This window comes from Arthrobacter sp. U41 (assembly GCF_001750145.1).
Taxonomy (GTDB): domain Bacteria; phylum Actinomycetota; class Actinomycetes; order Actinomycetales; family Micrococcaceae; genus Arthrobacter.
On sequence record NZ_CP015732.1, the window covers coordinates 1,002,525 to 1,026,774 of the forward strand.

Here is a 24,250-nt window from a genome sequence, read left to right on the forward strand (position 1 = left end):
GAAATTTCCCGTCGGCGCCACGGGGCAGGCGGTAGGCTGACCCCATGTATGTAGTCTCCTTGACCTACAAGGTCCCCGAAGAGATCGTTGACTTCCACCTGCCGGCGCACGTCACCTGGCTGCAGGAGGCCTTCGACCAGGGCATTTTTATGGTCGCGGGGCGGAAGATTCCGCGCACCGGCGCTTTGCTGCTCTCCAACGCGGACCGCGACGCGCTGGATGCTTCGCTGGCCAGGGATCCGTTTTACATCAACGGCGTGGCCGAATTCGACGTCGAGGAGTTCCACGCGAGCCGGGTGGCGCCCGGCTTTGAGAACCTGTTGGACAGCTGAGCCGCCCGCCCTGTTTAGTCTGCAGGGATCCTGGCGGTCAGTTTTTTCAGTCCGGCCTTCGGCGGGACCCGGACCGGCTCCGGCCAGCGCGGGCTGAGCTCGTCCCCGAGCGTGACGCCCCGGAGTTTGCGCGCGAAGAGCGGCAGCACCCAGTCCCGGACCCAGCGCCGCTGCCGGCGTTCCCAATCGCGGAGGCCGAGTTTCGCCGGCGGTGCCCAGTCCTTGGGTTTGACCTTGTGCGGCACACCGAGCTGGTTGAGGACCTGGCCGGCGAGATACTTGTGGCCGGCCTTGGACATGTGCAGCCGGTCCGAGTCCCACATCCGCGGGTCGTAGAACGCGTCGAAGCACCAGTAGTCCACCAGCACAGCCTCGTATCTCGCCGCCACTTCGCGGACCCGCTGGTTGTAGACGGCGTTCCGCTTTTTGAGCGGTTCCAGCAGCGCCGAGACCCTGACGTCGAAACCGGTGAACAGCACCACGGTGGCCCCGCTGGCGGCGAGTCTGGCGACGAGGAACTCGTAGTCCTTCATCAGGGTGTAGATGTCGGTCCCGACATCCAGGATGTCGTTCCCGCCCGCGTACAGGGTGATCAGTGTTGGTTGCATGGCGAGCGCGGGATCCAGCTGTTCTGCGATGATGTGCCGCAGCCTCTTGCTGCGGATGGCGAGATTGGCGTATTTCCAGCCCGGGGCTGCCCTGGCCAGCTGCTCCGCCACCCGGTCCGCCCAACCGCGCACCCCGTTGGGAAGCCGGGAGTTGTAGTCCCCCACGCCCTCGGTGAAGGAATCCCCCAGGGCAACATAAACCCGCCGCCCATCAGCGCCCGGGGAGAGCAGGTTATCGGCCATGCCGCCACGCTAGCCCCGGAGGACGACATCGGGGTTAACACGCGGGGCACAGCAGGTGAGCCGGCCGCAGAAGCCCGGAAGGAACTGCGGGAGCGTCGGAGCGGGAACCGCCGAACGTGCGGGAGCGTCGGAGCGGGAACCGCCGAACGTGCGGGAGCGTCGGAGCGGGAACCGCCAAACGTGCGGGAGCGTCGGCTAGAGTTCGGCCTTCCCCTGCCGCCAGTACCCCATAAACGCCACCTGCTTCCGGTCGATCCCCACTTCCCGCACGAGGTACCGGCGCATCTCCTTCACGACCCCCGCCTCACCGGCAATCCACGCGTAGAACGGCATTGCCCCGGCGGGTTTGTCCGGATTCCTGCTGGCGCTGATCGCCGCGGCATCCATCCGGGCGGGTGTCTCCCACAGGATGTCGTGGTCCACGTTGACGTCCTCGGGCTCGGGGCCGGCGGCGGACCCTGTGGCTGATCTGAGCCCGACCCAGCCGGGAAGGGTGACGGCGGCGCGGACGGCTTCCTGCAGCATTTCGCCGTGCGGACGCGACCGGCCGATCGCTGCACCGCGCGCGAGCCAGGTGATCTCGACGTCGGCGGCTGTCGTGATGCCCTGGAAGTCGCCGGCTTCCGGAACCTCCAGGATGGCGTGCCCGCTGAAGTATGGCGGCAGGCTCTCGAGAATGGCGCTGATGGCAGGGACAGCCGTCTCATCTCCTGCCAGCAGGACCCGCTGGGCCATCCCCGGTCGCCATTCGATCCCGGAGTAGGTTTCGGCGGTGACGCAGTGCGCGGCCCGGTTGTTGGGTCCGATGAGGGTCAGGGTGTCCCCCGGTTTGGCGTTGAGGGCCCAGTTGGCGGCAGGTCCGCCGTGGCCGGCGTCGTCGAAGTGCATCACGAAGTCGACATCGAGTTCCGGGTAGACGGCGTCGAGGCGTTCCTGCCGCACCGTGTAGGTGCGCATGGACCCGCGGGTCTCAGGATCCATGGCCAGCCACTCGCGGTACCAGCCGGCCTGCTCCGTCCGGAATTCCGGCAACGGCAGCGCGGTGCCGTCGGGAGCCAGCGAGGGGATCATGAGTTTGATGCGCAGGTCCAGGGTTCTGCCATGGACACCGAAGTTCCGCAACGAATAGCCGCCCAGGGTGATCCGCCGGAAGTTCGGTCCGAGTTCCTGGACCGCCGTGACCTGCACGTCGAAGGCCTGGGTCATGGGCTCGGTGGCGGATGGCGTCTTGAGGACCGACCGGGTGCGGGCCGGGGTGGGGTTCGTGGCAGTCATGGGACCAGCTCCAGGGTGGTGGTTTGTGGGACATCGGCGTGGTGGCGTCCCAGCGGGATGATCAGGGGTGCACCGGACACCGGGTCGGGGAGCACCCGGGACGCCAGGCCGAACACCTCGCGGACGAGTTCCTCGGTGACCACCGCCCGGGCGGCGCCTTCGGCGACGATCTGTCCGTTCTTCATCGCGATGATGTGGTCGGCGTACCGGGCTGCGAGGTTGAGGTCGTGCAGCACGATCGCCACGGTGGTGCCGCGCTGCCGGTTCAGGTCCGTGATGAGGTCCAGGACCTCCACCTGATGGGTGAGGTCCAGGTAGGCGGTGGGCTCATCCAGCAGCAGCACTTCGGTTTCCTGCGCCAGGGCCATCGCGATCCACACCCGCTGCCGCTGCCCGCCGGAGAGTTCGTCCACGTTGCGCCCGGCAAGGTCCAGTGTTTCGGTGGCGGCCATCGCCTGCTGCACGGCACGCTCATCGTCCGGGGAGCCGCCCGCGGCCCCGGACCGGAAGAAACCCTGGTGCGGGTAGCGGCCGCGGCCCACGAGGTCCCGGACTGTGATGCCGTCCGGCGCCGTGGGATGCTGCGGGAGCAGGCCCAGGATGCGGGCCACCTCGCGGGCGGGACGGCGGTGGATGTCCTGCCCGTCGAGGGTGATCGTGCCGGCCGCAGGCTTGAGCAGCCGGGCGAGGCCCCGAAGCAGGGTGGACTTGCCACACGCGTTGGCGCCGACGATCATGGTCACCTTGCCCTCCGGGATTTCCGCCGAGAGCCCGTCGATCACGGTCCGCTGATCGTATTTGAGCCGCAGGCCGGAGGTCTGGAGAGTTGCCATCTCAGGCGTCCTTTCGGTTGGAGGTGACGAGCAGCCAGAGCAGGAACGGGGCGCCGAGGGCTCCGGTGACCACACCGACCGGCAGGACCGTTCCGGCCAGCAGCAGCGGCGCGATGTTGGCGGCAAAGTAGTCGGCGCTGAGGACGATCAGGACGCCGGTCAGGGCCGACGCCGGCAGGCTCGCCTTGCGGACGAACCGGCGGGCGATGGGCCCGGCAAGGAACGCGACGAACGCCACGGGTCCGGCTGCCGCCGTCGCCGCCGCGGCAAGGCCGACGGCGGTGACCACGATGCCCAGCCGGGCCGGACCGACCGGGACACCGAGGCCCGCGGCGGTGTCGTCGCCGAGTTCGAGCATGCGCAGCGGGCCGGCGAGGACCGCGACGGCGGGAACCAGGACGAGCAGTGCAATGCCGAGGACTCCGGCCCGCTCCCAGTTTGCGGAGTTGAGCGAACCGTTGAGCCAGATCAGGACCTCGGCGGCGGTCCGGATGTCCGCCCGGGTCATCAGGAAGCTGACCACGGCGTGGAGGGCGGCGGCAATGCCCACTCCGGCCAGGATCAGCCGGCTGCCGGCGGCGTCGCCCCGCTGTCCCCCGGAGCCGAGGGATCCGCTGCGGGAGATGCTGTAGATCAGCGCGGCCACACCGAGGGCACCGGCGAAGGCGGCGCCCGAAACCACGGCACCGGAGGCGCCGAAGACGACAATCGCCGTCACGGCGGCGGCGCTGGCCCCGTAGCTGATGCCGGTCACGTCCGGGCTGGCCAGGGGGTTGCGGAGCATGGTCTGGAACAGCGCGCCGGACAGCCCGAACGCGGCCCCGATCAGCGTCCCCACGACAGCGCGTGGCAGCTTGTGCTCCATCACGATGAAGCTTGCGCCGGGGATCTTCTGCCCGCCGGTGAAGTGCGCGGCCAGGATCCTGAAGAAGTCGGGGATGGTGACGGTGTAGCTGCCCAAAAGCACACTCGCGGCGAAGAGCACCACAACAGCAAGGGCCAACCCGGCGGTCCGGTTCAGCACAGCCCGGTTCAGCAGGGTCCGACTCCGCACAATCCGCCGAGGTGTCAGATAACGCCGATGTTCGGGCGGAACATGGGCGTTAAGTGTCACCTCGGCGGTGGTTTTGGGGCCGGTGCTCACAGTCCTGCCCCCTTGCCGCGCCGGACCAGCCAGACGAAGACCGGCGCACCGACGAGCGCGGTCATGATCCCGGCAGGGACTTCACCGGGGAGCAGAATGACGCGGCCGATCACGTCGGCGGCCAACAGCAGGGCCGGGGCCAGCAGCAGGGAGAAAGGCAGGATCCGGCGGTAGTCGGGACCGGTCAGGAAGCGGACAGCATGCGGAATCACGAGGCCCACGAAACCGATCGGGCCGGCCAGTGCCGTGGCCGAGCCGCAGAGCAGGACGATGCCGAGGGCGGTGATGCCGCGGGCCAGTCCCACGCGCTGGCCCAAGCCGCGGGCAATGTCGTCGCCGAGGGCGAGGTTGTTGAGGATCCGGCCGGTGGCCAGCACAACCGCGGCACCCAGGAGCAGGAACGGCAGGGCCGGGAGGATCACGGACCAGTCCCGGCCGGCGATCCCGCCGACCTGCCAGAACCTGAAACGGTCGAGGGTGTCCCGGCTGGACACCAGGATGACGTTCATCAGTGAGAAGAGCCCCGCGCTCAGGGCTGCGCCGGCGAGGGCGAGCTTTACCGGCGTCGCGCCGTCCCTGCCGAGCGACGCGATCAGGTAAACCACGACGGCGGCGGCCGCGGCACCGATGAACGCGAACCAGATGTAGCCGGTCAGCGAGGAAACGCCGAACACGTAGATTCCGGTGACGACTGCCAGCGCGGCGCCGGCGTTGATCCCGATAATGCCAGGGTCCGCGAGGGGATTGCGGGCAAGCCCCTGCATCGCGGCTCCCGCGACCCCGAGGGCGGCGCCGGCGAGCAGGCCCAGGACGGTGCGGGGAATGCGGGCATGGACCACTGCGTGGTCGCCGTTGGCCGGGTCGAAGTCGGTAAGCGCCTGCCAGACAGTGTCCAGGGCCAGGCCCCGGGCGCCGATGGCGAACGACGCCAGGGTCACCAGTGCCAGTACGACGACGGCGGCCAGCAGCCAGAGAGCGTGCCTGCCCCGGGCAGGGCGGGCCTCAGCCGGGGCTGTCTCCGGGACGGCCCCGGCGGCGGTGCTGCCCGCCGTCGTCGTAAGTGGATTCATGGACCGGGCGCCTACTTCACCGCGGCAGTGGCGTTGTCCGCCGCGCTGGCCAGCTGCGGCAGGAACGTGTCCAGCGCCCAGGGCAGGCTCAGCGGCGAGGAGGCGGAGATGGACAGCGTGAGGGTGTTGTCCGGGTCGGCGACGAGGGCCCCGGTCTTGATGGCCGGGATCTGGCTCAACAGGGGGTCAGTCTTGATCGATTCTGCCGTTGCCGCGTCCGGGACCCAGGTCACGAAGACGTCGGAGGTGAGTTCGTTGGCCTTCTCGGCGGACCACGGGATGAAGAACTCCGCGGAGCCCCTGGAGTTGTCCTCCACCACGGGGGCCAGCTTCATGCCGATCTCGCTGAGGAAGCGGGGGCGGTTGTCATTGGCGGTGTAGACGTTGACACCGTCGCCCTTGGCCGGTTCGAGGTTGCCGTAGATAAAGGTTTTGCCGGCCAGCTGCGGGTACTCCGCGACCTTGTCCTGGATTGTGGCCTCGGTGTCGGCGACCAGCCTGGCTGCTTCGGTTTCCTTGCCGAGGGCCTCGCCGATAATCGCGGTGGAATCCTGCCAGGACGTTCCGTACGCCACCTCGGGGTGGGCCACGACGGGGGCGATTTCGCTGAGCTTCTTGTAGTCCTCGCCCGTCAGGCCGGAGTAGGCGGCGAGGATAACGTCCGGGTTGAGCTTGGCGATCTCGGTGAAGTTGACGCCGTCGGCCTCGGAGAACTGGGCCGGCGCCTTCTCGGAACCGAAGCCGGCGCCGAGCTTCTCCAGTGCGGCGTCCTTCCAGGGAGTGGATCCCTTGTCGTCGCCGCCCCATTCGTTCTTCGGGACACCTACCGGAACCACGCCGAGGGCAATCGCCACGTCGTCATTGACCCAGGAAACGGTGACGACCCGCTTCGGCTGTTCGGGGATGGTGGTTTCGCCGAACGCATGCTTGATGGTCACCGGAAAAGCGGAGCCGGCCGACTGGCTGGGTGCGTCCGCCGCGGTCGAGTTTGCCGGGCCGGTGGAGCACGCGGTCAGGGAGAGGACGACGGCGGCCAGGGCAGCGGTTGCCTGGCCGGTGGCGCGGAGGAAGCGGCGCCGGGGCAGGGCGCTGCCCGGAAGGGGGAGTGGCATGGGATTCCTTAGGTCAGTGATGCGAACCTAAGTAAGGCTAGCCTACCCTTGGAGAAATAACGCAAACCTTTTGTAACCTAATCGGCGGAATCCCGGGGGCTTGTGCCGTTGACACAGCAACGCGGGGTCACTTACGGCCCATTCCGGCGGGGATTATGGGCCGTAAGTGACCCCGCGTTGCATGAGGTGAGACCGGAGGGGTGGGAGGGGTGGGAGGGGTCCGGGGGTCAGCGGAGGACGATGTCCACCGGGTTCGCCTCGGAGCGCCAGGTTCCCTCGGATCCGGGGCGGGGGCCGATCACGGGAGCGGTGAGCACGCCGGAACGGTTCGTGCGCTTGTCCCGCAGGATCTCGGTGACCGAGCCAAGGTGACGGGACAGGTCGATCACATTCTCCGGTGCGGCCAGGAGCAACTGGAAACCGAACTCATGCAGGGCCTTGATGCCGGCGCCGGCGAATTCCTCCGAGGCCAGCACAAAGGCCTCGTCCATCATCACCGTGCCGTAGGTGGTGAAGCCCTGCTCGGCGATGCCCAGCTGGTAGCTCAGCGCCGCTGCCATGATGAACGCGGTGAAGCGCTGCCGCTCCCCGCCGGACATCGAGCCGGTGTCGGCATGCATAAAGACCTCGGTCTTCTTCCGCCCGCCCTTCGCGGCGCCCGGTCCCTGGACCTCGCGGTGCTCCTTGCACTGAATGAAGAGGTGTCCGCGGACGTCCAGCACCTCGGCACGCCAGCGCCGGTCCTCCGGGGTCTGCGAACCGAGCCGCTTCACGAGTGTTTCAAGCGACTTGTAGCGGTTGGTGAGCTCGGCGTCGTCGTCCCCTTCCGTGGCGGAGGGCCCGGACGCCGGGACGGCGGCCTTTCCGGGACGGGCGTGTCGGACCTTGAGCGCGTTCTGGATCGCGTCCTTGAACTGTTTGGCGGTGGCGGGCAGGGTCTGCTTGATGTCCAGTTCCAGGAAGCTGCCCTCATGGAAGTTCACCTCGGACAGGATCCCGTTCAGCGGCAGGATGCGGCTGGTGATCGAGCGGCGCTCCTCGTCCAGCAGGTGCAGCAGCGTGCTGAAGGATTCGTGCGTGCGCTGGTTGAAGAACTGCCGGAATTCGGCCTCCTGCGCCGGCAGCCCGTCGCTGACGATGGCGTGGTACCGGGCCTCGAACTCCCCCGCGGCGCCGATCGACGTGCCGTGGTCCGCGGAAACCGCCGTTTCCCACTCGCGCACGAAGCCCTCGAAGCTGCGGGTCAGCCGCTCCGAGGTGGCCTGGCCGCGGGATTCGGCGGTGTGCAGCTCGGCGAGGAGCCGGGTGCGGACCTGGCCGGCAAGATTGTCCAGCTCGTGCATTTCCAGGACATCGCCAAAGTCGGTGAAGTACGGTTCCAGCGCGGCGACGGTGGCGTCTGCCGGCGGCGACTGCGCCAGGCGCGCCCGCGCGGCGTCCAGCAGCGAATCGGCGGCGGAAAGCCGAGAGTCGACAGCCTTGTATTCGCTCTGCAGCACGGCCGCGGCCTCGGTGCTGGACTGGTGCTTGTGCCGGGCCGTCTCGATGTTGGCGCGCAGCGGTTCCAGATCCGCCTGCGCGTCGAGCGCCGCCTTGAGCCGCTGTTCGATCCGGGCGAGTTCCTCCGCCGCCACGGCGGCCGAGACCTGTGCCCAGGGGCGGTGGTCCTCGGCCACCCGGCGCAGGGCCTCGAGCTGCCGGCTCATCCCCTGGTGCGATTCCTCCCGGCTTTGCGCCAGCTCGGCGGCCTTGGCCAGTTCCTGCTGCAGGTCCTCCACCTGCGCCGCCACGAGTTCCAGTTTGGAGGCGTTGTCGAAACCGAGGACGTAATCCTGGCGGCCGGTGAAACGGTCGTCCTTTTCCACCGTGTGGCGGTTTCGCTTGACCACGCCGCCCAGGCTCAGGCCCTTGTCCAGCCTGGCCAGTTCGTCGGGATCCTCAACGCACGGGTAGGCGAAATCGAGGGCGATCCGCTCGCGGATCCACTCTCCGGCCGCCGCGCCGGGTCCCATGGTGAGGATGTCCAGCCTGGTGAGCAGATCGCCGTCGGCCGCGTCCTGCACGGCCAGCGCACCGCCGGCAAGGGGCTTGGAGACGTCCACCGCGCGCAGCGCACCGCGGACGGAATGGTCGTTGAGGTAGCGGGTGACGGCGGCGAAGTGCTCACCCGGGACCAGCAGCGTGGTGGCGAGGCTGCGCAGCGCGCGCTCGGCGGCTGGCCGCCAGCGTTCCTGGCCTTCCGCGAGGTCGATCAGTTCGCCGCCGAACGGCATCTGTTCCTCGGGTACTCCCGTGGCTGCCGCGATGGCGCTGCGGTTTTCAATGCTCGACGGCGGCAGCAGGGATTTGCGTGTCCTGAGCGACACCAGTTCCTGCTGGGCGGCCGCGAGCTCAAGCTTCTTGGTGGCGTGGCCGTCGAAGGCCTCGAAACGCAGCTCCTTGAGGGCCTCCGAGTCGTCCGTCAGCTCGGCCGAGCGGGCGGCCGCGTGTGCGTGGGCCTGCTCCCAGCCGGCCGCGGACCACTGAAGTTCCAGGCCGGCGTCCGCGAATGCCTTGCGGGCTGATTCTTCCACCTACTGGCGGAGTTTGAGCCCCACCCGGGCGTTTTCGAGCGACTGCTCAATCGCGGAGATCGCATTGCCGCCCTGGTTGTTGTAGTCCGCCTCGAGCTCGCGCAGCTCCTTGGCCCGGCCGTCCCGGACGCCGCGCTCGGCACCGAGTTCCTTGGCTTTCGCCTGGGCCAGTTCCTTGAGCCGGACGAGCGATTTCTCGTGGACGGTGACGGCCAGCTGCTGCTTGTAGGCCTCGAATTCCTCGCCGGCGAGCTCCCGCAGCTTGTTGGCTTCGAGCAGGCACTGGGCGTACTCCTTGTTCAGCCCGGGGACCGGTTCAAGCTGGTCGCGCTGCTGCCGGACGTCCTCGAGCCGCTGCCGGATGGACATCAGGTTGCTGAATTCCTCGACGACGTCATCCGCCGCGGCCAGCGTGGCGGGCGCGTCCAGAACCTGGTCGCGGAAGAAGTTGTTGACGCTGCCGCCGAGGCCCTTGCCGGCCTGGATGACGCGCAGCAGCGGCAGGGCCTGGTCGGAATTGATCCCGAGCAGGCGCCGGAAGCGCTCCGCGAAGGCCTTGTGCACGTCAAAGATCTGGGCGTCCGGGAACATCGCATCGAGCGCCGACTTGGTGAAGCGCTTCTCCGCGATGCCCTCAATGGCCATAAGGTCCAGCGGCTTGTTGTCGATCAGGTAGTACCGGCCGACGCTGGACTCCGTGCCGTTCTTGGGCAGGTCAAACAGCGCCGACACCGTCACCCGTGTGCCGGCGGCGTTGTCGAAGGTCAGGGCGACGGCGGACCAGGTGGCGCCGGGGCGCTGGAACGCACTGGCCGAGCCCTCGCCCACGGCCTTGTCCCCCACCTTGCCGCGCATGTACGTGAACGTGGTCCGCTTGTCCTCGACCGCGCCGCCCGCACGCTGGGCGGCGGCCTCGTTGGAGCGCGGCCTCGCATCGAAGACCCGGAGCATCGCGTCGAACAGGGTGGACTTGCCCACTCCGGAATTGCCGGTGAGCAGGGTGCCGTTGCGGTCGACGTGCATCGTGTGGGCGCCGTGGAAGGTGCCCCAGTTGACCACCTGGACGAGGGCGAGGCGCATCTGGCCGGGGTTGGTGAGCTCGCCCATCGGGAGCATGGTTGCGATGCTCATTTGATTTCCTCCGGTGCGTTGGTCACGCCCTGGTGGTCGCCTTCCGCGGCGCCACCGGACACATGCTCTGCATGCTCGCTCGTTCCTCGCTTAGACGCATGCTGCCGCATGTCCCCGGCGTCACCGCTGCTGTCAGTCACCGAATCGTCGTCGTCGGTGGTCACGTCACCTTGAGCGTCGTCTTCGGTGTCGTCCTCTGCGGGGTTGCCGCCGTCGAGCTCGATCAGGGGTTCGGTGCCGGAGGGGTCGGTGCTGGCGGCTACCAGGGCGTCGATTTGGGCGGGGATGTCACCGATGTTGTCGAACGGGAGGGCCAGGGGCAGGGCGTTGGAGATGGTGTAGACCTCGTCCAGGCCGGTGGTGAGGAGGAGCTGGCGGGCCAGGAGCTTGGTGATGGCGCGGTTGGCGACGTCGGAATCGCGGAGGGCGTCCTGCTGGCCGGCCGGCTGGTAGTGGGCCACGAGTTCGGCGATTTCCTCGCGGGTGATCGTGGGGTCTGTCTGGGCGGTGACGTGGCGGTCCAGGAGCAGGCGCAGGCGGAGCAGCACGATGGTTTCCACCCGGCTCAGGGCCCGCTGCTGGCGCAGGATGCTGGAACGGGTGCCACCGCCGATTGCCTCGGGGTCCACCGGGCGCAGTACGGCCACTTTGCGTTCGTGGTCCAGCTGCAGGGTGAGGAAGAGTTCGGACAGGCGGCTGCGCAGGATCAGCTGGTTGTCCAGCAGTGTGGTCCAGAGCTTTTCGTCCCGGCCGCCATCGATGTACGGGCCCTTCAGGAGCTTCACGAGGGCCTGGCGGACCTTCATCGGGAGCACCCCGGTGTCCCCCGGGAAGAGCGCGGCACCGTCGACGAAGCTGTCGCGCGGGGTGACCGTAAAGGGGTCCGGGTGGACGTGCTGGGCAGGCTCCGGCACCACTGCCGGCTGGCCCTGCGCTGCTTCCTGGGAAAGTTCAGTCATCTTCAGTCCTTCTTAAGCGTGACGACCGGCAGGTACGCGGTGCGCGTGGAGCCGTCGATCTGTTCGAAGTCGAGTGTGTCCCAGGCCGCGCGGTCAAAGCCGGCACCCTGGTGCAGGGCGTGCGAGAGCAGCGCGCGGATCGAGTTGATGTGCTGTTCCCCGGGCGGGAGCTGCCCCCAGGCCTCGGCCAGGGTGGCAGCGCCGGCGAACGCGGCACGGATCGCCGCGGGGCTGGCTTTGCCGGTCCTCGGCGAGCGCACCCGGTCCGCGTCGCTGAAGGCGATCGGGTCGGCCAGCTTGGGCGGGGCGGCGAACTCGTCCGGGTCGAACAGCTTCACCATGGCCAGGGATTCGAAGCCGGCGTTGAACAGCACCGGCCCGCGGACCAGTCCGGGGCGTTCGCGCTCGAACGGCAGGGACCGGATGGCCTGCTCGGCCTCGCGGAGCACCTTGCGGAGCCGGACGGACTGGCGGAAGTCGTCGCTCTGGATGTAGGTGTTCAGGCTTTCGCTGAGCTTGCCGTAAATCCGCTGGATCTGGCTGTGCTGGGTCCGCAATTCCGCCACGAGGTTCTTCAGCGTCTCACGCTCCTCATGGCTGAGGTCATCCGCGAACTGCCGGCTCAGCACCTCGCCGATCGCCGAACGGAAGCGCAGCTGCTGCTGCGGGTCCTCCAGGAACGCCGTGAAGGACCGGAAGGTCCTCCCCTCCGGGCTCTGCCGGAGCCGTTTGTCCGCCTCCAGCACCTGGGCCATCGTGGCGCCCTTGCTCAGGGACTCCTCGATAATCTGGTTGCGGAGCTCCCCCACCAGCTCTTCGATCCGGTCACGCATCTTCTTGTAGTCAGCGGGCAGGCTCGCGGCGAGGTCCAGGATGTTCCCGGCAGCCTCCACGGCCTCCTCATCGTCGAGGACGCCGTCAAAGTCACCGGAGCTGATGTCGTCGATCAGCTGGCGCCGTTCGCCGATCTCTTCCTGCAGGGATTCCAGCCGGGCGCTCTGGTCCGGGTTGGTCTCATTGGCGAGTTTCTCGACGTCGCCCAGCAGCGTGCCGAGCCGTGACCCGTTGAGCGTGGAGCGTTCGCTGGAGAGGCTGTCCAGGAAGGCGAGGACACGGGCAGCAGGCTCGGTGACCTCGTAGACAATCTGCCCGGACTGGTTCCGCCGGGTCAGGAAGTTCTTGCGCGTCCACTCATCACCAAACGACTTCCCGTTGGCGGCGCCGCCCAGCCCGGGTTCCTGGCGGCGGAGCTGCTCGAGGAAGGCGTCGACGTCGGCGTGGAACTGTTCCAGCGGAAGCTGCGGCCGGATGCGGGTAAAGGATGCCTGCAGCACGGCGATCACCCACGGCGCCGATCGGGTCAGTGCCCAGGCGGGACCTTTGGTGAGGAGTTCGAGGTCTCTCAGCCGGGCGCTGATGGCGTCGGCGGAGGACAGGGCGGAGCGGGACACGCACACTCTCCTTCAGCTGCCGCGGGATGGGGATCGGGCAGCGGATGCGGAAAAACTGCCAGCTACAAGGTTAACGCAGGCCCCGGCTGCTATTTTCGGCCGCGCAACCTGAAGCTGCCGCAACCGCCCCGTGACCTACGCCCCGGTAGCATTTCGATCCCGTATCAAGAATCACGGCACGGGCGGTGGACTCTGGCTAGCGCAGTTCCCGCACCCTACGCTCGGGCTACAGATTCAGCGGTAGCAACGGTGCAGGGGGAACAATGCAGTTCGACTTAAGCGCAGTGGAAACGGCAACGCTGGTGTTCGTGGGAACGCTGGTTTTCGCCTTGGTAATCACGCTCTTTATGATGACGGCGTCGTTCGCGGCCCTGGTGCTGGTCGGCGTCGGGCGGCTTGCCTGGATCATCGTCGCGAATATCCTGCTGGGGCTCGTCCACGGCATCAACCACGCCTGGGACCGGCTGGTGCACCATGCTTCCACAGTCGAGCTTCCGGGTGACTTCGTCGGAGATATGGCAGCCGAAATTATGGGCCAATCGGCCCCTAGTACCGGCACCTACCCGCGGGTAGTATTGCGGGACAGCTGAAGGGTCCTCCACCCACGGCGGATCCAGGGCTCGAACCGGTAACCCCGGTTAGAGGAGATGCCCGATGAGCTCCGCCGTTGAGAATCCAGCCACCGACAATCCGGCCGACAGCCCCGCCGCGGATGTCCCGGTCCCGCCTGAGGCCATCGGGCCCGACGCCACCGCCGCCGACGCGCGGGCCATCACCGAGGCCGCCCGCGAGACCAGCTGGGACCGGCCCAGCTTCGCGAAGGGACTGTACCTCGGCAGCTTTGACCTCAGCCTGGTCCACCCCTGGCCGGAAGCCCCGGCGGACGACGTCGAACGCGGTGAAGCGTTTATGGCCCGCCTGACCGACTACTGCCGCACGATGTCCGGGCGCACCATCGAGCGCGATGCGCTGATCCCCGACGAGTACCTCAAGGGCCTCGCTGATCTGGGGGTCTTTGGCATGAAAATCCCCCGCGACTACGGCGGGCTTGGCCTCTCGCTCGTATACTACGGACGGGCGCTGGCGCTGCTGGGTTCCGTCCACCCCAGCCTCGGCGCCCTGCTCTCCGCGCACCAGTCCATCGGCGTCCCCGAGCCGGTCAAGGTCTTCGGCACCCCGGCGCAGAAGCAGGAATATTTGCCGCGCTGCGCCGCCGGCGCCATCACCGCGTTCCTGCTGACCGAGCCCGACGTCGGCAGTGACCCTGCCCGGATGGGCAGCACCGCGGTCCCCTCGGACGACGGCGGGTCATACCTCCTGGACGGCGTGAAGCTCTGGACCACGAACGGCGTGATCGCCGAACTCGTGGTGGTCATGGCGGTGGTCCCCTCCCGCACCGACGATGACGGGACGGTCCACAAGGGCGGAATCAGCGCCTTCGTCGTCGAGATGGACTCCCCCGGCATCACCGTGGAGAACCGCAACGCCTTTATGGGCCTGCGCGGCATTGAGAACGGCGTCACGCGCTTCCACCAGGTCAGGGTGCCCGCGGCCAACCGGCTGGGACGCGAAGGACAGGGCCTGAAGATCGCCCTCACCACACTCAATACCGGCCGGCTCTCCATACCCGCACTCTGCGTCGCCTCCGGGCGCTGGAGCCTGAAGATCGCCCGGGAGTGGTCCAATGCCCGGACCCAGTGGGGACAGCCGGTGGGCAAGCATGAAGCCGTGGGCAAGAAGATCGCCTTCATCGCGGCGAGCGCCTTCGCCCTCGACGCCGTCTTCGAGCTGTCCGCCGAAATGGCCGACGCCGGGCAGAAGGACGTCCGGATCGAGGCGGCCCTGGCCAAGCTGTGGTCGACGGAGATCAGCTGCCGGATCGCCGACGAGCTGGTGCAGATCCGGGGCGGCCGCGGCTTCGAAACAGCGGACTCGCTCGAGGCGCGCGGCGAGCGCGCAGTGCCGGCCGAGCAGCAGCTCCGCGACCTGCGGATCAACCGGATATTCGAGGGGTCCTCGGAGATCATGAAACTGCTGATCGCCCGCGAGGCAGTGGACGCCCACCTCGCGGCAGCCGGGGAGCTCGCCTCCGAGGACGCCAGCCTCTCCGACAAGGCCAGGGCCGCCGTCGGCGCGTCCGGTTTCTACGCGAAGTGGCTGCCCAAGCTCGTCGCCGGCGCGGGCATGGACCCGCGTTCCTACAGCGACTTCGGCCGGCTGGCGAAGCAGCTGCGCTTCGTCGAGCGGTCCTCGCGGAGGCTGGCCCGCCAGACCTTCTACGGGATGGGGCGGTGGCAGGCAAAGCTTGAGCACAAACAGGCCTTCCTGGGCCGGATTGTGGACATCGGAGCCGAACTGTTCGCGATGGCCGCCGCCTGCTCCCGGGCGGAAATGCTGCTGCGGACCTCCCCGGAAAGGGGCGCCTCCGCCTATGAACTCGCCGAGGCATTCTGCGAGCAGGCCCGGGTGCGGGTGGATGAGTACTTCGACCAGCTGTGGAGGAACACTGACGACGGCGACCGCGTGCTCTCCCGCAAGGTCCTGGCCGGCGACTACGAGTGGCTGGAGGCCGGCGTACTTGACCAGTCGGAAGGCACCGGGCCCTGGATCGCCGATGCCAGCCCCCGCGCGTCGGTGAAGGCGAACCTGCACCGGAAGTACCGCTGACGATCGCCCGCGCGCAGGTCACGAGAGAAGCCCACGAGGTGGAGCACTTCCACCACCTTGCGGAGCCTTAGATGCTCATCATTGAGTCCAGGGGGAACCCTGCAGCCACCCGGGACCCCGATAACGAGTGGAGAATAGTAAGCATCCTTGCTGCCTTGGACTGCGCGTGGTTAGGTGGACTGGAGACGTGCACCCCGGTCTCCGCCTTGCCGTGCCCGGCCCAAACCATGGGTCCGGGTCAATCAGTGAAAGTGAGCAGTCCTCATGAGCAACCCAGCAGGCCCCGAAGATCGAACTCCCCGACGCGCCCGTGACGAGGAAGGGGCCGCCGGCCAGGACGCCCGGATCCACGACGCCCGGCAGGATGCTGCCCGCACCGGCGACACCCGCGCCAACGACACGCGCGCCATCCCGACCGGCGCCGCCTCGGACGCACCCACGCGGGCCCAGGACGCGGTCTACGCTGAACCGGCCCGTCCCGAACCGACCCGCAGCCAGCCTGTAACGGCCGTGCGGCACGATGAGCCTGTCACGGACACGTTCGTCGAGGAGGTCCCCACCCGGCAAACGGTGGTGGCGCGGGAAAGGGAGCAGTTCGGCGGCATCAAGATCGGTTCAGCCTTCTTCGGCTGGCTTGCCGCCACCGGAATGGCCGTGCTGCTGACCGCGCTGGTCGCCGCCGCCGGCACCGCCGTCGGACTCGCCACCAACACCGATGTCAACGCAACGGTCACGTCCGGCAATGAGTCCGTGGGAATCGTCGGCATCATCGTGCTGCTGGTCATCCTGTTCGTGGCCTACTACTGCGGCGGCTACGTTGCCGGCCGGATGGCCCGCTTCAACGGCGCCAAGCAGGGCTTTATGGTGTGGGTCTGGGCCGTTATCGCCGCGGTCGTCGTCGCCATCCTCGGCGTTGTGGCCGGCCAGCAGTACAACATCCTGGCCCGCCTCAACAGCTTCCCACGCATCCCGGTCAACGAGGGCGAACTGACCACCACGAGCATCATTGCCGCAGTTGTCGTGGCCGCGGTCGCCCTGGTTGCCGCCGTCCTCGGCGGAACCGCCGGCATGCACTTCCACCGCAAGGTGGACCGCGCCGGTTTCACCCCGGCGGAAACCGTCGAGGAACGCTAGGCAGGCACCCGTCTGGACCTGCCGGTCGTCGGGGCCCTGCCGCCCGACGTCCGGCAGGTTTTTAAGCCTCAGCGGCTTTAGCCGAAGTTGACGGCGTCTGCGGCGACGTCAACGTAGTACCAGCGGCGGTCGACACGCACGAAACGGCTCGTTTCGTGGTGGACTCCGCGTTCGCCGTCGTGCCGGAAATGGGCCTTGAACTCCACGGTCCCCTCGGTGTCCAGCGGGCCGCCCCTCATCGTGGAGACGATGTCCAGCCGCCGCCACTGGATCTCCGGATCCAGCTCCAGTGCGGCCGGCCGGGTCTCCGGAAGCCAGGTCCGCAGGAGGTAGCCGGCGTCCAGCACGACGAAGGCGCTGTACCGGGAGCGCATCAGTTGTTCCGCCGTAGGAGCCTCCGCGTCGCCGCCATGGAACCGGCCGCAGCAGTCGCCGTACAGCTCCCCTGACAGGCAGGGGCAGTTGCCCCGGAAAGGGGACGGGACCGGCTGGGCATCGGCTCCGGGAGCGGCGGCGGCTGGGGGCGTCACAATAGTCCTTTCCGGGGGCCGGACCACGCCGGCGGGGCTTCTTCCGACTATAGACGCACGCTTCCGCAGTAAGAACGCGGCGGAACCCATAACAGCTTTGACACGTCTCCGCGAAGACGCCGGATGCCTGCGTGTCCGAGGGAAAATGTCCGTATTGTTAAGGGGGTGCTGTTACCGCCGTCCTGGGCGGGACGCGTCGCCGCAAGGCCAGCTAGGAGAGGTGAAATGGGAGATCCGACAACCATCGCTCTCAACCTGACCTTCTTCGGGACCCTGGGAGTGGCGCTTGTCATGTTCTTCGGTCTCTTCCTCGTCTTTGTGGCCACGCTGGTGATTGCCGGCCTCGGCCGGCTGGCCGCTGTGACCATCATGGCAGTGGGGCGCGGGCTGTTCAGGACCGCCGGCAGAACTGATCGAACCGCCGCAACTGCCCGGGACCGCCCGGTCCGGACGATCGGGGCCACCCCGCAGATTCAGCCCCATAAGACGGCAAAAACCGCGAAGGCTCCGAAGCCGGCCAAATCCGTCCGGCCCGCCAAACCGGCCAAGAAGGAACCGGCTTTGGCACCGGACTGGGCTGCCGCCGTCGCGAAGGCCGACGCCCGCGCCGCCGCCCGGGCCAAGGCCGCGGCCGCCCCGGCCGTCAAGGTCTCGGTCCGCGATCTGCCCAGCCCCACGGCTCCGGCACAGGACCTAGCGGCCGTGGCACCGCTCGTGGAGTCAGCCACGGACCGGAATGGCCAGCTCGGCAGCGTCCCGCCGGCCTTCAAGAAAGCCCCGATGCCCGCCGCCAAGTCCCTGCTGGACACGGGCTCGCTGGTCTCCCTTCCCGGCCGGCTGCCGCTGCCCAGGAAGCCCCTGGGCAGGAACCTGAACGAACAACAACCCGAGCCTCAGGCCCAAGAGCGCAAAGCAGGCTGAGGCCTTACCCCCGGCAGGCAAGTCGGCTACGGTGAAACCCATGGAATTCAGATACCTCGGGAACAGCGGCTTCAAGATTTCGGAAATCACCTTCGGCAACTGGCTCACCCACGGCTCCCAGGTGGAAAACGAGGTCGCCACCCAGTGCGTCCGGGCCGCCCTCGACGCCGGTATCAGCACCTTCGACACAGCAGACGTCTACGCGAACACGGCCGCGGAGACCGTGCTGGGCAAGGCCCTCAAGGATGAGCGGCGTGAATCGCTGGAAATCTTCACCAAGGTCTTCGGCCCCACCGGCCCCAAAGGACACAACGATCTTGGCCTCTCCCGCAAACACATCATGGAGGCCGTCAACGGTTCCCTGACCCGGCTGCAGACGGACTACGTGGACCTCTACCAGGCCCACCGCTACGACTACGAAACCCCGCTGGAAGAGACCATGCAGGCTTTCGCGGACATCGTGCGGCAGGGCAAGGCGCTCTACATTGGCGTCAGCGAGTGGACGGCCAACCAGATCCGCGACGGCCACGCCCTCGCCCAGGATCTCGGCTTCCAGCTGATCTCCAACCAGCCGCAGTACTCCATGCTGTGGCGGGTCATCGAGGCCGAGGTGATTCCTACGTCCGAGGAGCTGGGCCTTTCCCAGATCGTCTGGTCGCCGATGGCGCAGGGCGTGCTGAGCGGCAAATACCACCCCGGCAAGCCGGCCCCGGAAGGCAGCCGCGCCACGGATTCCAAGGGCGGCTCGAAAATGATCGAGCGCTGGATGTCCAACGAGGTCCTCACCGGAGTGCAGCAGCTCAAGCCGATTGCCGAGGAGGCCGGCCTGACCATGGCGCAGCTCAGCATCGCCTGGGTCCTGCAGAACAAGAATGTTGCTTCGGCCATCATGGGCGCATCCCGGCCGGAGCAGATCGAGAAGAATGTGGCGGCCGCGGGCGTGAAGCTCGACGCCGGAATCATGGAGAAAATCGACGCCGCGATCGGCTCGCTGGCCGAACGCGAACCGGCGCAGACCAAGTCGCCCGCCTCCCGGGAGGCCTAGGCGATGACACGTCCGCCGGCCCTCGCCGTCACCGGTTCCACCGGACACCTCGGCGGGATGGTGGCCCGGCTGCTCGCCAACGCCGGAACCCCGCAGAGGTTGCTCGTGCGCGACCCCAGCCGGGCGCCGGCTCTGGACGACGCCCTCCCGGCGGTCATCACCTACGCCGATCCGGTGCTCGCGAAAGCAGCCCTCGAAGGGGTAACGACGCTCTTTATGGTCTCCGCCGCCGAGGCCCAGGACCGGCTGCAGCAGCACTACACCTTCGTGGACGCGGCGGCCGCAGCAGGCGTGCTGCACATTGTCTACACCTCATTTTTCGGCGCGGCAGCAGATTCCATCTTCACCCTCGGCCGGGACCACTTCGCGACCGAGGAGCACATCAAAGCCTCCGGAATGGATTTCACCTTCCTGCGCGACAACTTCTATCTTGACTTCCTGCCGTTGCTGGCGGGCGAGGACGGCGTAGTCCGCGGACCCGCCGGGGACGGCGTTATGGCGGCCGTTGCCCGGGCGGACATCGCACGCTCCGCCGTGACCGTGCTCCGGGACCCGGCCCTGCACATCGGCAGAAGCTACGATCTCACAGGCCCAGAGGACATCTCGCTGACCAGGGCCGCGGAACTCCTCACCGCCGGGACCGGCCGGACCATCACCTTCCACAATGAGACGCTCGAGGAGGCCTACGCCTCGCGGGTGCCCTACGGTGCTCCGCCCTGGCAGGTGGACGCCTGGGTGAGCACCTATACGGCGATCGCCGCCGGGGAGCTCGCCGGGCCGACGTCGGCGGTGCACGAACTCACCGGCCGCGAACCGCTGGGCCTGGCGCAGTTCCTGGCCGAGTCGCACACGATTTAATCACCCGCGGGCGCCGCCGGACCGGCCCAGTATTGACGGCTTCCGGGCTGCGGCGTAGACCTGAAGGCAGGTGACACCGGTCCACAACCGGACCGGTCCGGAGCAGAATCGCAATGCCATGCCCAAGCAAATGTCCCGACACTCTTCCATTTTGAAAACACCCCGCCACGGACGGAAGCTCACGCCGCACCCTGGCGAACCCAGCCACGGCCCGCTGACGGCGGAGGAACTCCAGCTCGCCGTGCGGAATCACTCGATGCCGCTGGAGGCCCTGCGCAATGACACCACCCCGCCCGGGCTGCACTACCTGCTGAACCATTTCGACATCCCGTTCATTGATGCCGAGCATTGGCACCTCCAAATAGGCGGTGCCGTGCAGCGGTCCCTGGAGCTGAACCTCAAAGCGCTCCGCCGGGCGCCGAGCATCAGCGTGCCCGTGACCCTGGAATGCGCCGGCAATGGCCGCTCCCTGTTGCGGCCACGACCGCTGAGCCAGCCCTGGCAGCTCGAGGCCGTCGGCACCGCCGTCTGGACCGGGGTCCCGCTCGCCTACCTGCTGGCCCAGTCCGGCGTGGATGAGGATGCCGTGGAGGTGGTGTTCACGGGCGCCGACAGCGGGGTCCAGGGTGGCGTCCGGCAGCAGTTCGCCCGGAGCCTCCCGATTGCCGAGGCGCTGCGGCCGGACATCGTGCTGGCCTACCGGATGAACGGCAATGAGCTGCCGCCGCAGCATGGCTACCCGTTGCGGCTGGTGGTCCCGGGCTGGTACGGCATGGCGAGCGTGAAGTGGCTCTCCTCGATCAGGGTAGTGACCAAGCCGTTCGACGGCTTCCAGCAAACGGTCGCGTACCGCTACCAGCAGGACGCGGACGACCCCGGCATTCCCGTCAGCTGGATCAGGGTCCGCTCGCTGATGATCCCGCCGGGCGTGCCGGACTTCTTCACCCGGAGCCGGATCGTGCCGGCCGGGCCGGTGATGCTGACGGGCCGGGCGTGGTCCGGGGAAGGTGCGGTGCAGCGCGTCGAGGTGGGGATCGACGGCAAGTGGGCGCCGGCCCAGCTGGAACATCCCGCCGCGCCCTTCGCGTGGTGCGCCTGGTCCCTGCCGTGGGTGGCCGACCCCGGCGAACACGAGTTGGCCTGCCGCGCCACGGACGCCACCGGCGCGACCCAGCCGCTGGAGCAGGTCTGGAACTACCAGGGCATGGGCAACAACGTGGTGCAGCGGATCAAGGTTACGGTGGAGTAGGCGGCGCGTTCAGCAGCCCTCGAAGTCGATGAGCACCTTTACCTTGTCCGCCGAGGCTGATGAGGGGTCGAAGGTGTAGCCCAGCCACTCCCGGGCGAGCCGGCGGGCCAGTTCCACTCCGACCACGCGCTGGCCCATCGTCAGGACCTGGCAGTCGTTGGACAGCACCGACCGCTCCACGCTAAACGAGTCATGGGCGGTGGCCGCGCGAATGCCGTCCACTTTGTTCGCGGCTATGGCCACACCGATCCCCGTGCCGCAGAACAGGATGGCCCGGTCCGCGTGCCCGTCCCGGATCAGCTCGCCGGCCGCGATGCCCACGTACGGGTAGGGCCGGGTGAACTCCTCGGGTGCGTCGCTGCGGTTGACACCGATGTCGATGATCTCGCTGACCCGCGGGTCCGCCCGGAGATCCTCCAGAATCCGGTTCTTGTAGTCAACACCCGCCTCGTCGGCGCCAAGGACGAGCCTGATGCCCGCCGGAAATCCTTCCGGCACAACGGCTGTGGTTTCGATGCCGGTCAGCGCGCGGCTCACGAGCGTGCCCCTGCCGGCTGCCGCACCGCAGCAAGGTGCGGTCCCATGACGCGGAAGATCATCGCCAGGGAGGTCGCTCCCGGATCGGGCGTCCCCACGCTCTTGTCCGCAAGCGGACGGGCGCGTCCCTTGCGCGGACGCAGGGCTGCGGTGGCTTCCGCCGCCGAGGCAGCCGCGTCGGCCGCCGCCTCCCACATCAACCCCGGTGCGGACCCCTCCGCCGCTTTCCGGCGAAACATTTCCGTGAACGGGACGAGGGCGTCCACCATGGTCTTGTCGCCGATCTCGGCCTGGCCAAGTTCAACAATCCGGGACGCAAAGGACTGAACCGCGGCGGCGAGCTCATCCACGCCGGGGGCGTGGTCGTTGCCAAGGGACTCTCCGAAGGCCCGGAGCCCGGCACCCCAGAGCACGCCGGAGGTGCCGCCGGCCTTGTCGGCCCAGGCGTCACCTGCCGCGACCAGCACCTGGCCGGCACCCGCGCCGCGGGTCACCGCCTCCACGGCTGCGGCGGCTGCCGCGTCGACCCCCCGGACCATTCCCCGCCCGTGGTCCCCGTCTCCGGCAACAGCATCAAGGTCGCCCAGGCGCTGCTCTGCACCGTGCAGTGCTTCGCGGGCGGCGCCCAAGGCAGCAACGCAGTGATCCGCATAGGCCTGCGAACCGTCCCCGGCCTCAAACGCCTCCGTATCAGCGGCGTCATCGGCCGTCGGCCCGGCGGAGGAGTCCCCCGCCAGCGGTGCCGCCGAACCCCGCCGGTAGGCCGGGGTCTCCGCCGGTGCCGTCCAGAGGGGTTCCAGCTCCTCATCCAGCCACGTGACTGTCAGTGAGACGCCCGCCATGTCCAGGCTCGTGACCAGTTCGCCGACCTCCGGCATCACGAGTGTGTAACCTGCGGCGCGCAGCAGCGGGGCGACGGTCAGCCACAGCACAAACAGCTCTTCGTGCTTGGTGGATCCGAGCCCGTTGAGGAGCACGGCGATCCGCCGTCCGGCGCCGTGCGGGGTTTCCGCGAGCACCCGGGTCACGAGTTCCTGGCCCAGCTCCCTCGCCGGCGGCAGTTCGGTGTCGAAGAGCCCGGGCTCGCCGTGGATCCCCAGGCCCAGGCCCATCTTCCTGTCCTCAAGAGTGAACAGCGGAGCCTCGGCTCCCGGGAAAGTGCAGCCATGGAACGCGCTTCCGATGCTCCGGGTCAGTTCATTCGCCTTGCGGCCCACCCGGACGACGTCGGCCAGGCTGGCTCCGGCCTCGGCAGCGGCCCCATGACCTTGAAAACGGTGAAGTCCCCGGCGATGCCGCGGCGTTTGCCGGACTCCGACGGCGGGGCGCTGGCGATGTCGTCCGTCACCAGGACGTTCTCCACGGCAATCCCCTCGGCGGCCAGGCGTTCGCTGGCCATGCCGAAGTTCATCACGTCACCGGCGTAGTTGCCGTAGGCGAAGACGACGCCGGCGCCGTTCTCCGCGGTCCTGGCCACGGAATACGCCTGCTGGGCCGAGGGCGAGGTGAAGATGTTTCCCACCACGGCGCCGTCGGCCAGTCCCGCACCGATCAGTCCGGCGAAGGCCGGGTAGTGGCCTGAGCCGCCGCCGGCCAGCACCGCTACTTTCGAGTGTCCGGACCGCCGGCGGCGGACGGCGCCGCCGGGCACCTGGCGGACCAGGTCCGAGTGGAGGTCGCAGAAGCCCGCGAGGGCTTCCTCGGCAAAGTCGGAGGGGTCGTTGAATATTCTGGTCATCTTGGGGCTCTCTAAGCTTCGGCTGCGAAGGCTGCTAGTGGATGTGGCTTCCGCCGTTGATGTCGATGGTGGTTCCGGTGAGGTAGGCGGACTCTTCGGAGGACAGGAACGTGATAACGGCCGCGATTTCCTCGGTGGTGGCGTTCCTGCCCACAGGGATACCGGCGTTGATGGCGGCCTCCTGCTCGTCCGTGCTGCCGACCCGGATGTTGGTGTCCACCGCGCCGGGCGTGATGGCGTTGACGGTGACGCCGGTGCTGCCGATTTCACGGGCCAATGCCTTGGTAAAACCGAGGATGGCGGCTTTGGCGGCGGAGTAGGGGACTTTGCCGAAGACGCCGCCGCCGCGCTGGGCCGAGACGGAGGACATGTTGACGATCCGGCCCCAGCCGCTGGCAATCATGTCCGGCAGGAAAGCCTTCGTGACGAGGTAGGTGCCCGTGGAATTCACTGCCATGACCTTGTTCCACAGCTCCAGGGTGGTTTCCAGGAACGGCACCGGCGAGGTGATGCCGGCGATGTTGGCCAGGGCGCCGACCGGGGGAAGGTTGCCGGAACCGACTTCGGCCGCGACGGCCCGGTAGGCGGCGTTGACCGATTCCTCGTTGGCGACGTCGATCTCGTGGCCGAACGCCGGGACGTTGAATTCGTTGCCGATCTCCGCGGCGACCTTGGCGGACTTCTCGCCGTCGAGGTCCAGGATCACGACGGCCCAGCCGTCGCTGGCGTAGCGGCGTGCGGTGGTGATGCCGATGCCGCGGTCCGAGGTGGCTCCGGTCAGGACGGCGGTGCGCTGGATGGTGTTGCTCATGATGCTCCTTGAATGGTGTGTGCTGTGAC

19 protein-coding genes and 2 pseudogenes are annotated in these 24,250 nt (G+C 68.1%); 8 read left to right on the plus strand and 13 right to left on the minus strand.

Annotation, left to right across the window (positions count from 1 at the left end):
• The first annotated feature begins 44 nt into the window (after positions 1–44).
• Positions 45–332, plus strand: coding sequence for a YciI family protein (locus tag ASPU41_RS04685; RefSeq protein WP_069949937.1), 288 nt, complete (start codon positions 45–47; stop codon positions 330–332).
• A 14-nt stretch (positions 333–346) separates the two neighbouring features.
• On the opposite strand, the gene ASPU41_RS04690 is transcribed toward ASPU41_RS04685, so the two are convergent.
• The 9 genes and pseudogenes from ASPU41_RS04690 to ASPU41_RS04730 form a co-directional block, all read right to left on the minus strand.
• Positions 347–1,183, minus strand: a complete 837-nt coding sequence (locus ASPU41_RS04690; RefSeq protein ID WP_069949938.1) for an SGNH/GDSL hydrolase family protein — start codon at positions 1,181–1,183, stop codon at positions 347–349.
• Between the two features lie 195 nt (positions 1,184–1,378).
• Entirely contained in the window at positions 1,379–2,389 is a 1,011-nt protein-coding gene (locus ASPU41_RS04695; protein WP_442856244.1) for a siderophore-interacting protein, read from the minus strand.
• A 65-nt stretch (positions 2,390–2,454) separates the two neighbouring features.
• Positions 2,455–3,291, minus strand: coding sequence for an ABC transporter ATP-binding protein (locus ASPU41_RS04700; RefSeq protein WP_069949940.1), 837 nt, complete (start codon positions 3,289–3,291; stop codon positions 2,455–2,457).
• 1 nt (position 3,292) lies between these two features.
• Positions 3,293–4,345 carry a FecCD family ABC transporter permease gene (locus ASPU41_RS04705; protein WP_231941170.1) on the minus strand — a complete coding sequence of 351 codons (1,053 nt, stop codon included), beginning with the start codon at positions 4,343–4,345 and terminating at the stop codon, positions 3,293–3,295.
• A gap of 86 nt (positions 4,346–4,431) precedes the next feature.
• The gene (locus ASPU41_RS04710) at positions 4,432–5,505 is read right to left on the minus strand and encodes a FecCD family ABC transporter permease (protein WP_069949942.1); all 1,074 of its coding nucleotides are present in this window, start codon (positions 5,503–5,505) and stop codon (positions 4,432–4,434) included.
• Positions 5,506–5,516: 11 nt separating this feature from the next.
• Entirely contained in the window at positions 5,517–6,617 is a 1,101-nt protein-coding gene (locus tag ASPU41_RS04715; RefSeq protein WP_069949943.1) for an iron-siderophore ABC transporter substrate-binding protein, read from the minus strand.
• A gap of 227 nt (positions 6,618–6,844) precedes the next feature.
• Positions 6,845–10,321, minus strand: a pseudogene (locus tag ASPU41_RS04720) (ATP-binding protein).
• Positions 10,318–11,280, minus strand: a complete 963-nt coding sequence (locus tag ASPU41_RS04725) for a DUF4194 domain-containing protein (protein ID WP_069949944.1) — start codon at positions 11,278–11,280, stop codon at positions 10,318–10,320. The pseudogene ASPU41_RS04720 and the gene ASPU41_RS04725 overlap by 4 nt, the downstream one beginning before the upstream one ends.
• A 2-nt stretch (positions 11,281–11,282) precedes the next feature.
• The gene (locus ASPU41_RS04730) at positions 11,283–12,731 is read right to left on the minus strand and encodes a DUF3375 family protein (RefSeq protein ID WP_069949945.1); all 1,449 of its coding nucleotides are present in this window, start codon (positions 12,729–12,731) and stop codon (positions 11,283–11,285) included.
• Positions 12,732–12,994: 263 nt separating this feature from the next.
• Between ASPU41_RS04730 and ASPU41_RS04735 the strand changes: the two genes are divergently transcribed.
• The 3 genes from ASPU41_RS04735 to ASPU41_RS04745 all read left to right on the plus strand — a co-directional run bounded on the left by ASPU41_RS04735 (position 12,995) and on the right by ASPU41_RS04745 (position 16,532).
• The gene (locus tag ASPU41_RS04735; protein ID WP_069949946.1) at positions 12,995–13,321 is read left to right on the plus strand and encodes a hypothetical protein; all 327 of its coding nucleotides are present in this window, start codon (positions 12,995–12,997) and stop codon (positions 13,319–13,321) included.
• Between the two features lie 64 nt (positions 13,322–13,385).
• Complete coding sequence (locus ASPU41_RS04740; protein ID WP_069949947.1) at positions 13,386–15,398, plus strand: acyl-CoA dehydrogenase family protein; 2,013 nt, start codon at positions 13,386–13,388, stop codon at positions 15,396–15,398.
• A 264-nt stretch (positions 15,399–15,662) separates the two neighbouring features.
• On the plus strand, positions 15,663–16,532 hold the full coding sequence (locus ASPU41_RS04745) for a hypothetical protein (protein ID WP_069949948.1): 870 nt from the start codon (positions 15,663–15,665) through the stop codon (positions 16,530–16,532).
• A gap of 77 nt (positions 16,533–16,609) precedes the next feature.
• Here ASPU41_RS04745 and ASPU41_RS04750 read toward each other — a convergent pair whose 3' ends face one another.
• Positions 16,610–16,984: a YchJ family protein gene (locus tag ASPU41_RS04750; protein ID WP_069952481.1), complete on the minus strand. Its 375-nt coding sequence runs from the start codon at positions 16,982–16,984 to the stop codon at positions 16,610–16,612.
• A gap of 303 nt (positions 16,985–17,287) precedes the next feature.
• On the opposite strand from ASPU41_RS04750, the gene ASPU41_RS04755 reads away from it, so the two are divergent.
• The 4 genes from ASPU41_RS04755 (at position 17,288) to ASPU41_RS04770 (ending at position 21,135) form a co-directional block, all read left to right on the plus strand.
• Positions 17,288–17,983: a hypothetical protein gene (locus ASPU41_RS04755; protein WP_069949949.1), complete on the plus strand. Its 696-nt coding sequence runs from the start codon at positions 17,288–17,290 to the stop codon at positions 17,981–17,983.
• Between the two features lie 40 nt (positions 17,984–18,023).
• The gene (locus ASPU41_RS04760; RefSeq protein WP_069949950.1) at positions 18,024–19,028 is read left to right on the plus strand and encodes an aldo/keto reductase family protein; all 1,005 of its coding nucleotides are present in this window, start codon (positions 18,024–18,026) and stop codon (positions 19,026–19,028) included.
• 3 nt (positions 19,029–19,031) lie between these two features.
• The gene (locus tag ASPU41_RS04765) at positions 19,032–19,886 is read left to right on the plus strand and encodes an SDR family oxidoreductase (protein ID WP_069949951.1); all 855 of its coding nucleotides are present in this window, start codon (positions 19,032–19,034) and stop codon (positions 19,884–19,886) included.
• A 130-nt stretch (positions 19,887–20,016) separates the two neighbouring features.
• Positions 20,017–21,135 carry a sulfite oxidase gene (locus tag ASPU41_RS04770; protein WP_069952482.1) on the plus strand — a complete coding sequence of 373 codons (1,119 nt, stop codon included), beginning with the start codon at positions 20,017–20,019 and terminating at the stop codon, positions 21,133–21,135.
• A gap of 9 nt (positions 21,136–21,144) precedes the next feature.
• Here the strand turns inward: ASPU41_RS04770 and ASPU41_RS04775 are convergent, their stop codons facing one another.
• The 3 genes and pseudogenes from ASPU41_RS04775 to ASPU41_RS04785 form a co-directional block, all read right to left on the minus strand.
• On the minus strand, positions 21,145–21,609 hold the full coding sequence (locus ASPU41_RS04775) for a ribose-5-phosphate isomerase (protein WP_069952483.1): 465 nt from the start codon (positions 21,607–21,609) through the stop codon (positions 21,145–21,147).
• A 59-nt stretch (positions 21,610–21,668) separates the two neighbouring features.
• Positions 21,669–23,410 (minus strand): annotated as a pseudogene (locus tag ASPU41_RS04780) (dihydroxyacetone kinase family protein).
• Positions 23,411–23,444: 34 nt separating this feature from the next.
• Positions 23,445–24,221 (minus strand): SDR family NAD(P)-dependent oxidoreductase, encoded by a 777-nt coding sequence (locus tag ASPU41_RS04785; protein WP_069949952.1) that lies wholly within the window; start codon positions 24,219–24,221, stop codon positions 23,445–23,447.
• Positions 24,222–24,250 lie beyond the last annotated feature (29 nt).

What these genes read in the sequence shown, in the direction of transcription:
- ASPU41_RS04685 (WP_069949937.1), top strand. Translation starts at nt 45, where the DNA reads ATGTATGTAGTCTCCTTGACCTACAAGGTCCCCGAAGAGATCGTTGAC.
- ASPU41_RS04690 (WP_069949938.1), bottom strand. Translation starts at nt 1,183, where the DNA reads ATGGCCGATAACCTGCTCTCCCCGGGCGCTGATGGGCGGCGGGTTTAT.
- ASPU41_RS04695 (WP_442856244.1), bottom strand. Translation starts at nt 2,389, where the DNA reads ATGACCCAGGCCTTCGACGTGCAGGTCACGGCGGTCCAGGAACTCGGA.
- ASPU41_RS04700 (WP_069949940.1), bottom strand. Translation starts at nt 3,291, where the DNA reads ATGGCAACTCTCCAGACCTCCGGCCTGCGGCTCAAATACGATCAGCGG.
- ASPU41_RS04710 (WP_069949942.1), bottom strand. Translation starts at nt 5,505, where the DNA reads ATGAATCCACTTACGACGACGGCGGGCAGCACCGCCGCCGGGGCCGTC.
- ASPU41_RS04715 (WP_069949943.1), bottom strand. Translation starts at nt 6,617, where the DNA reads ATGCCACTCCCCCTTCCGGGCAGCGCCCTGCCCCGGCGCCGCTTCCTC.
- ASPU41_RS04725 (WP_069949944.1), bottom strand. Translation starts at nt 11,280, where the DNA reads ATGACTGAACTTTCCCAGGAAGCAGCGCAGGGCCAGCCGGCAGTGGTG.
- ASPU41_RS04735 (WP_069949946.1), top strand. Translation starts at nt 12,995, where the DNA reads ATGCAGTTCGACTTAAGCGCAGTGGAAACGGCAACGCTGGTGTTCGTG.
- ASPU41_RS04740 (WP_069949947.1), top strand. Translation starts at nt 13,386, where the DNA reads ATGAGCTCCGCCGTTGAGAATCCAGCCACCGACAATCCGGCCGACAGC.
- ASPU41_RS04745 (WP_069949948.1), top strand. Translation starts at nt 15,663, where the DNA reads ATGAGCAACCCAGCAGGCCCCGAAGATCGAACTCCCCGACGCGCCCGT.
- ASPU41_RS04755 (WP_069949949.1), top strand. Translation starts at nt 17,288, where the DNA reads ATGGGAGATCCGACAACCATCGCTCTCAACCTGACCTTCTTCGGGACC.
- ASPU41_RS04760 (WP_069949950.1), top strand. Translation starts at nt 18,024, where the DNA reads ATGGAATTCAGATACCTCGGGAACAGCGGCTTCAAGATTTCGGAAATC.
- ASPU41_RS04765 (WP_069949951.1), top strand. Translation starts at nt 19,032, where the DNA reads ATGACACGTCCGCCGGCCCTCGCCGTCACCGGTTCCACCGGACACCTC.
- ASPU41_RS04770 (WP_069952482.1), top strand. Translation starts at nt 20,017, where the DNA reads ATGTCCCGACACTCTTCCATTTTGAAAACACCCCGCCACGGACGGAAG.
- ASPU41_RS04785 (WP_069949952.1), bottom strand. Translation starts at nt 24,221, where the DNA reads ATGAGCAACACCATCCAGCGCACCGCCGTCCTGACCGGAGCCACCTCG.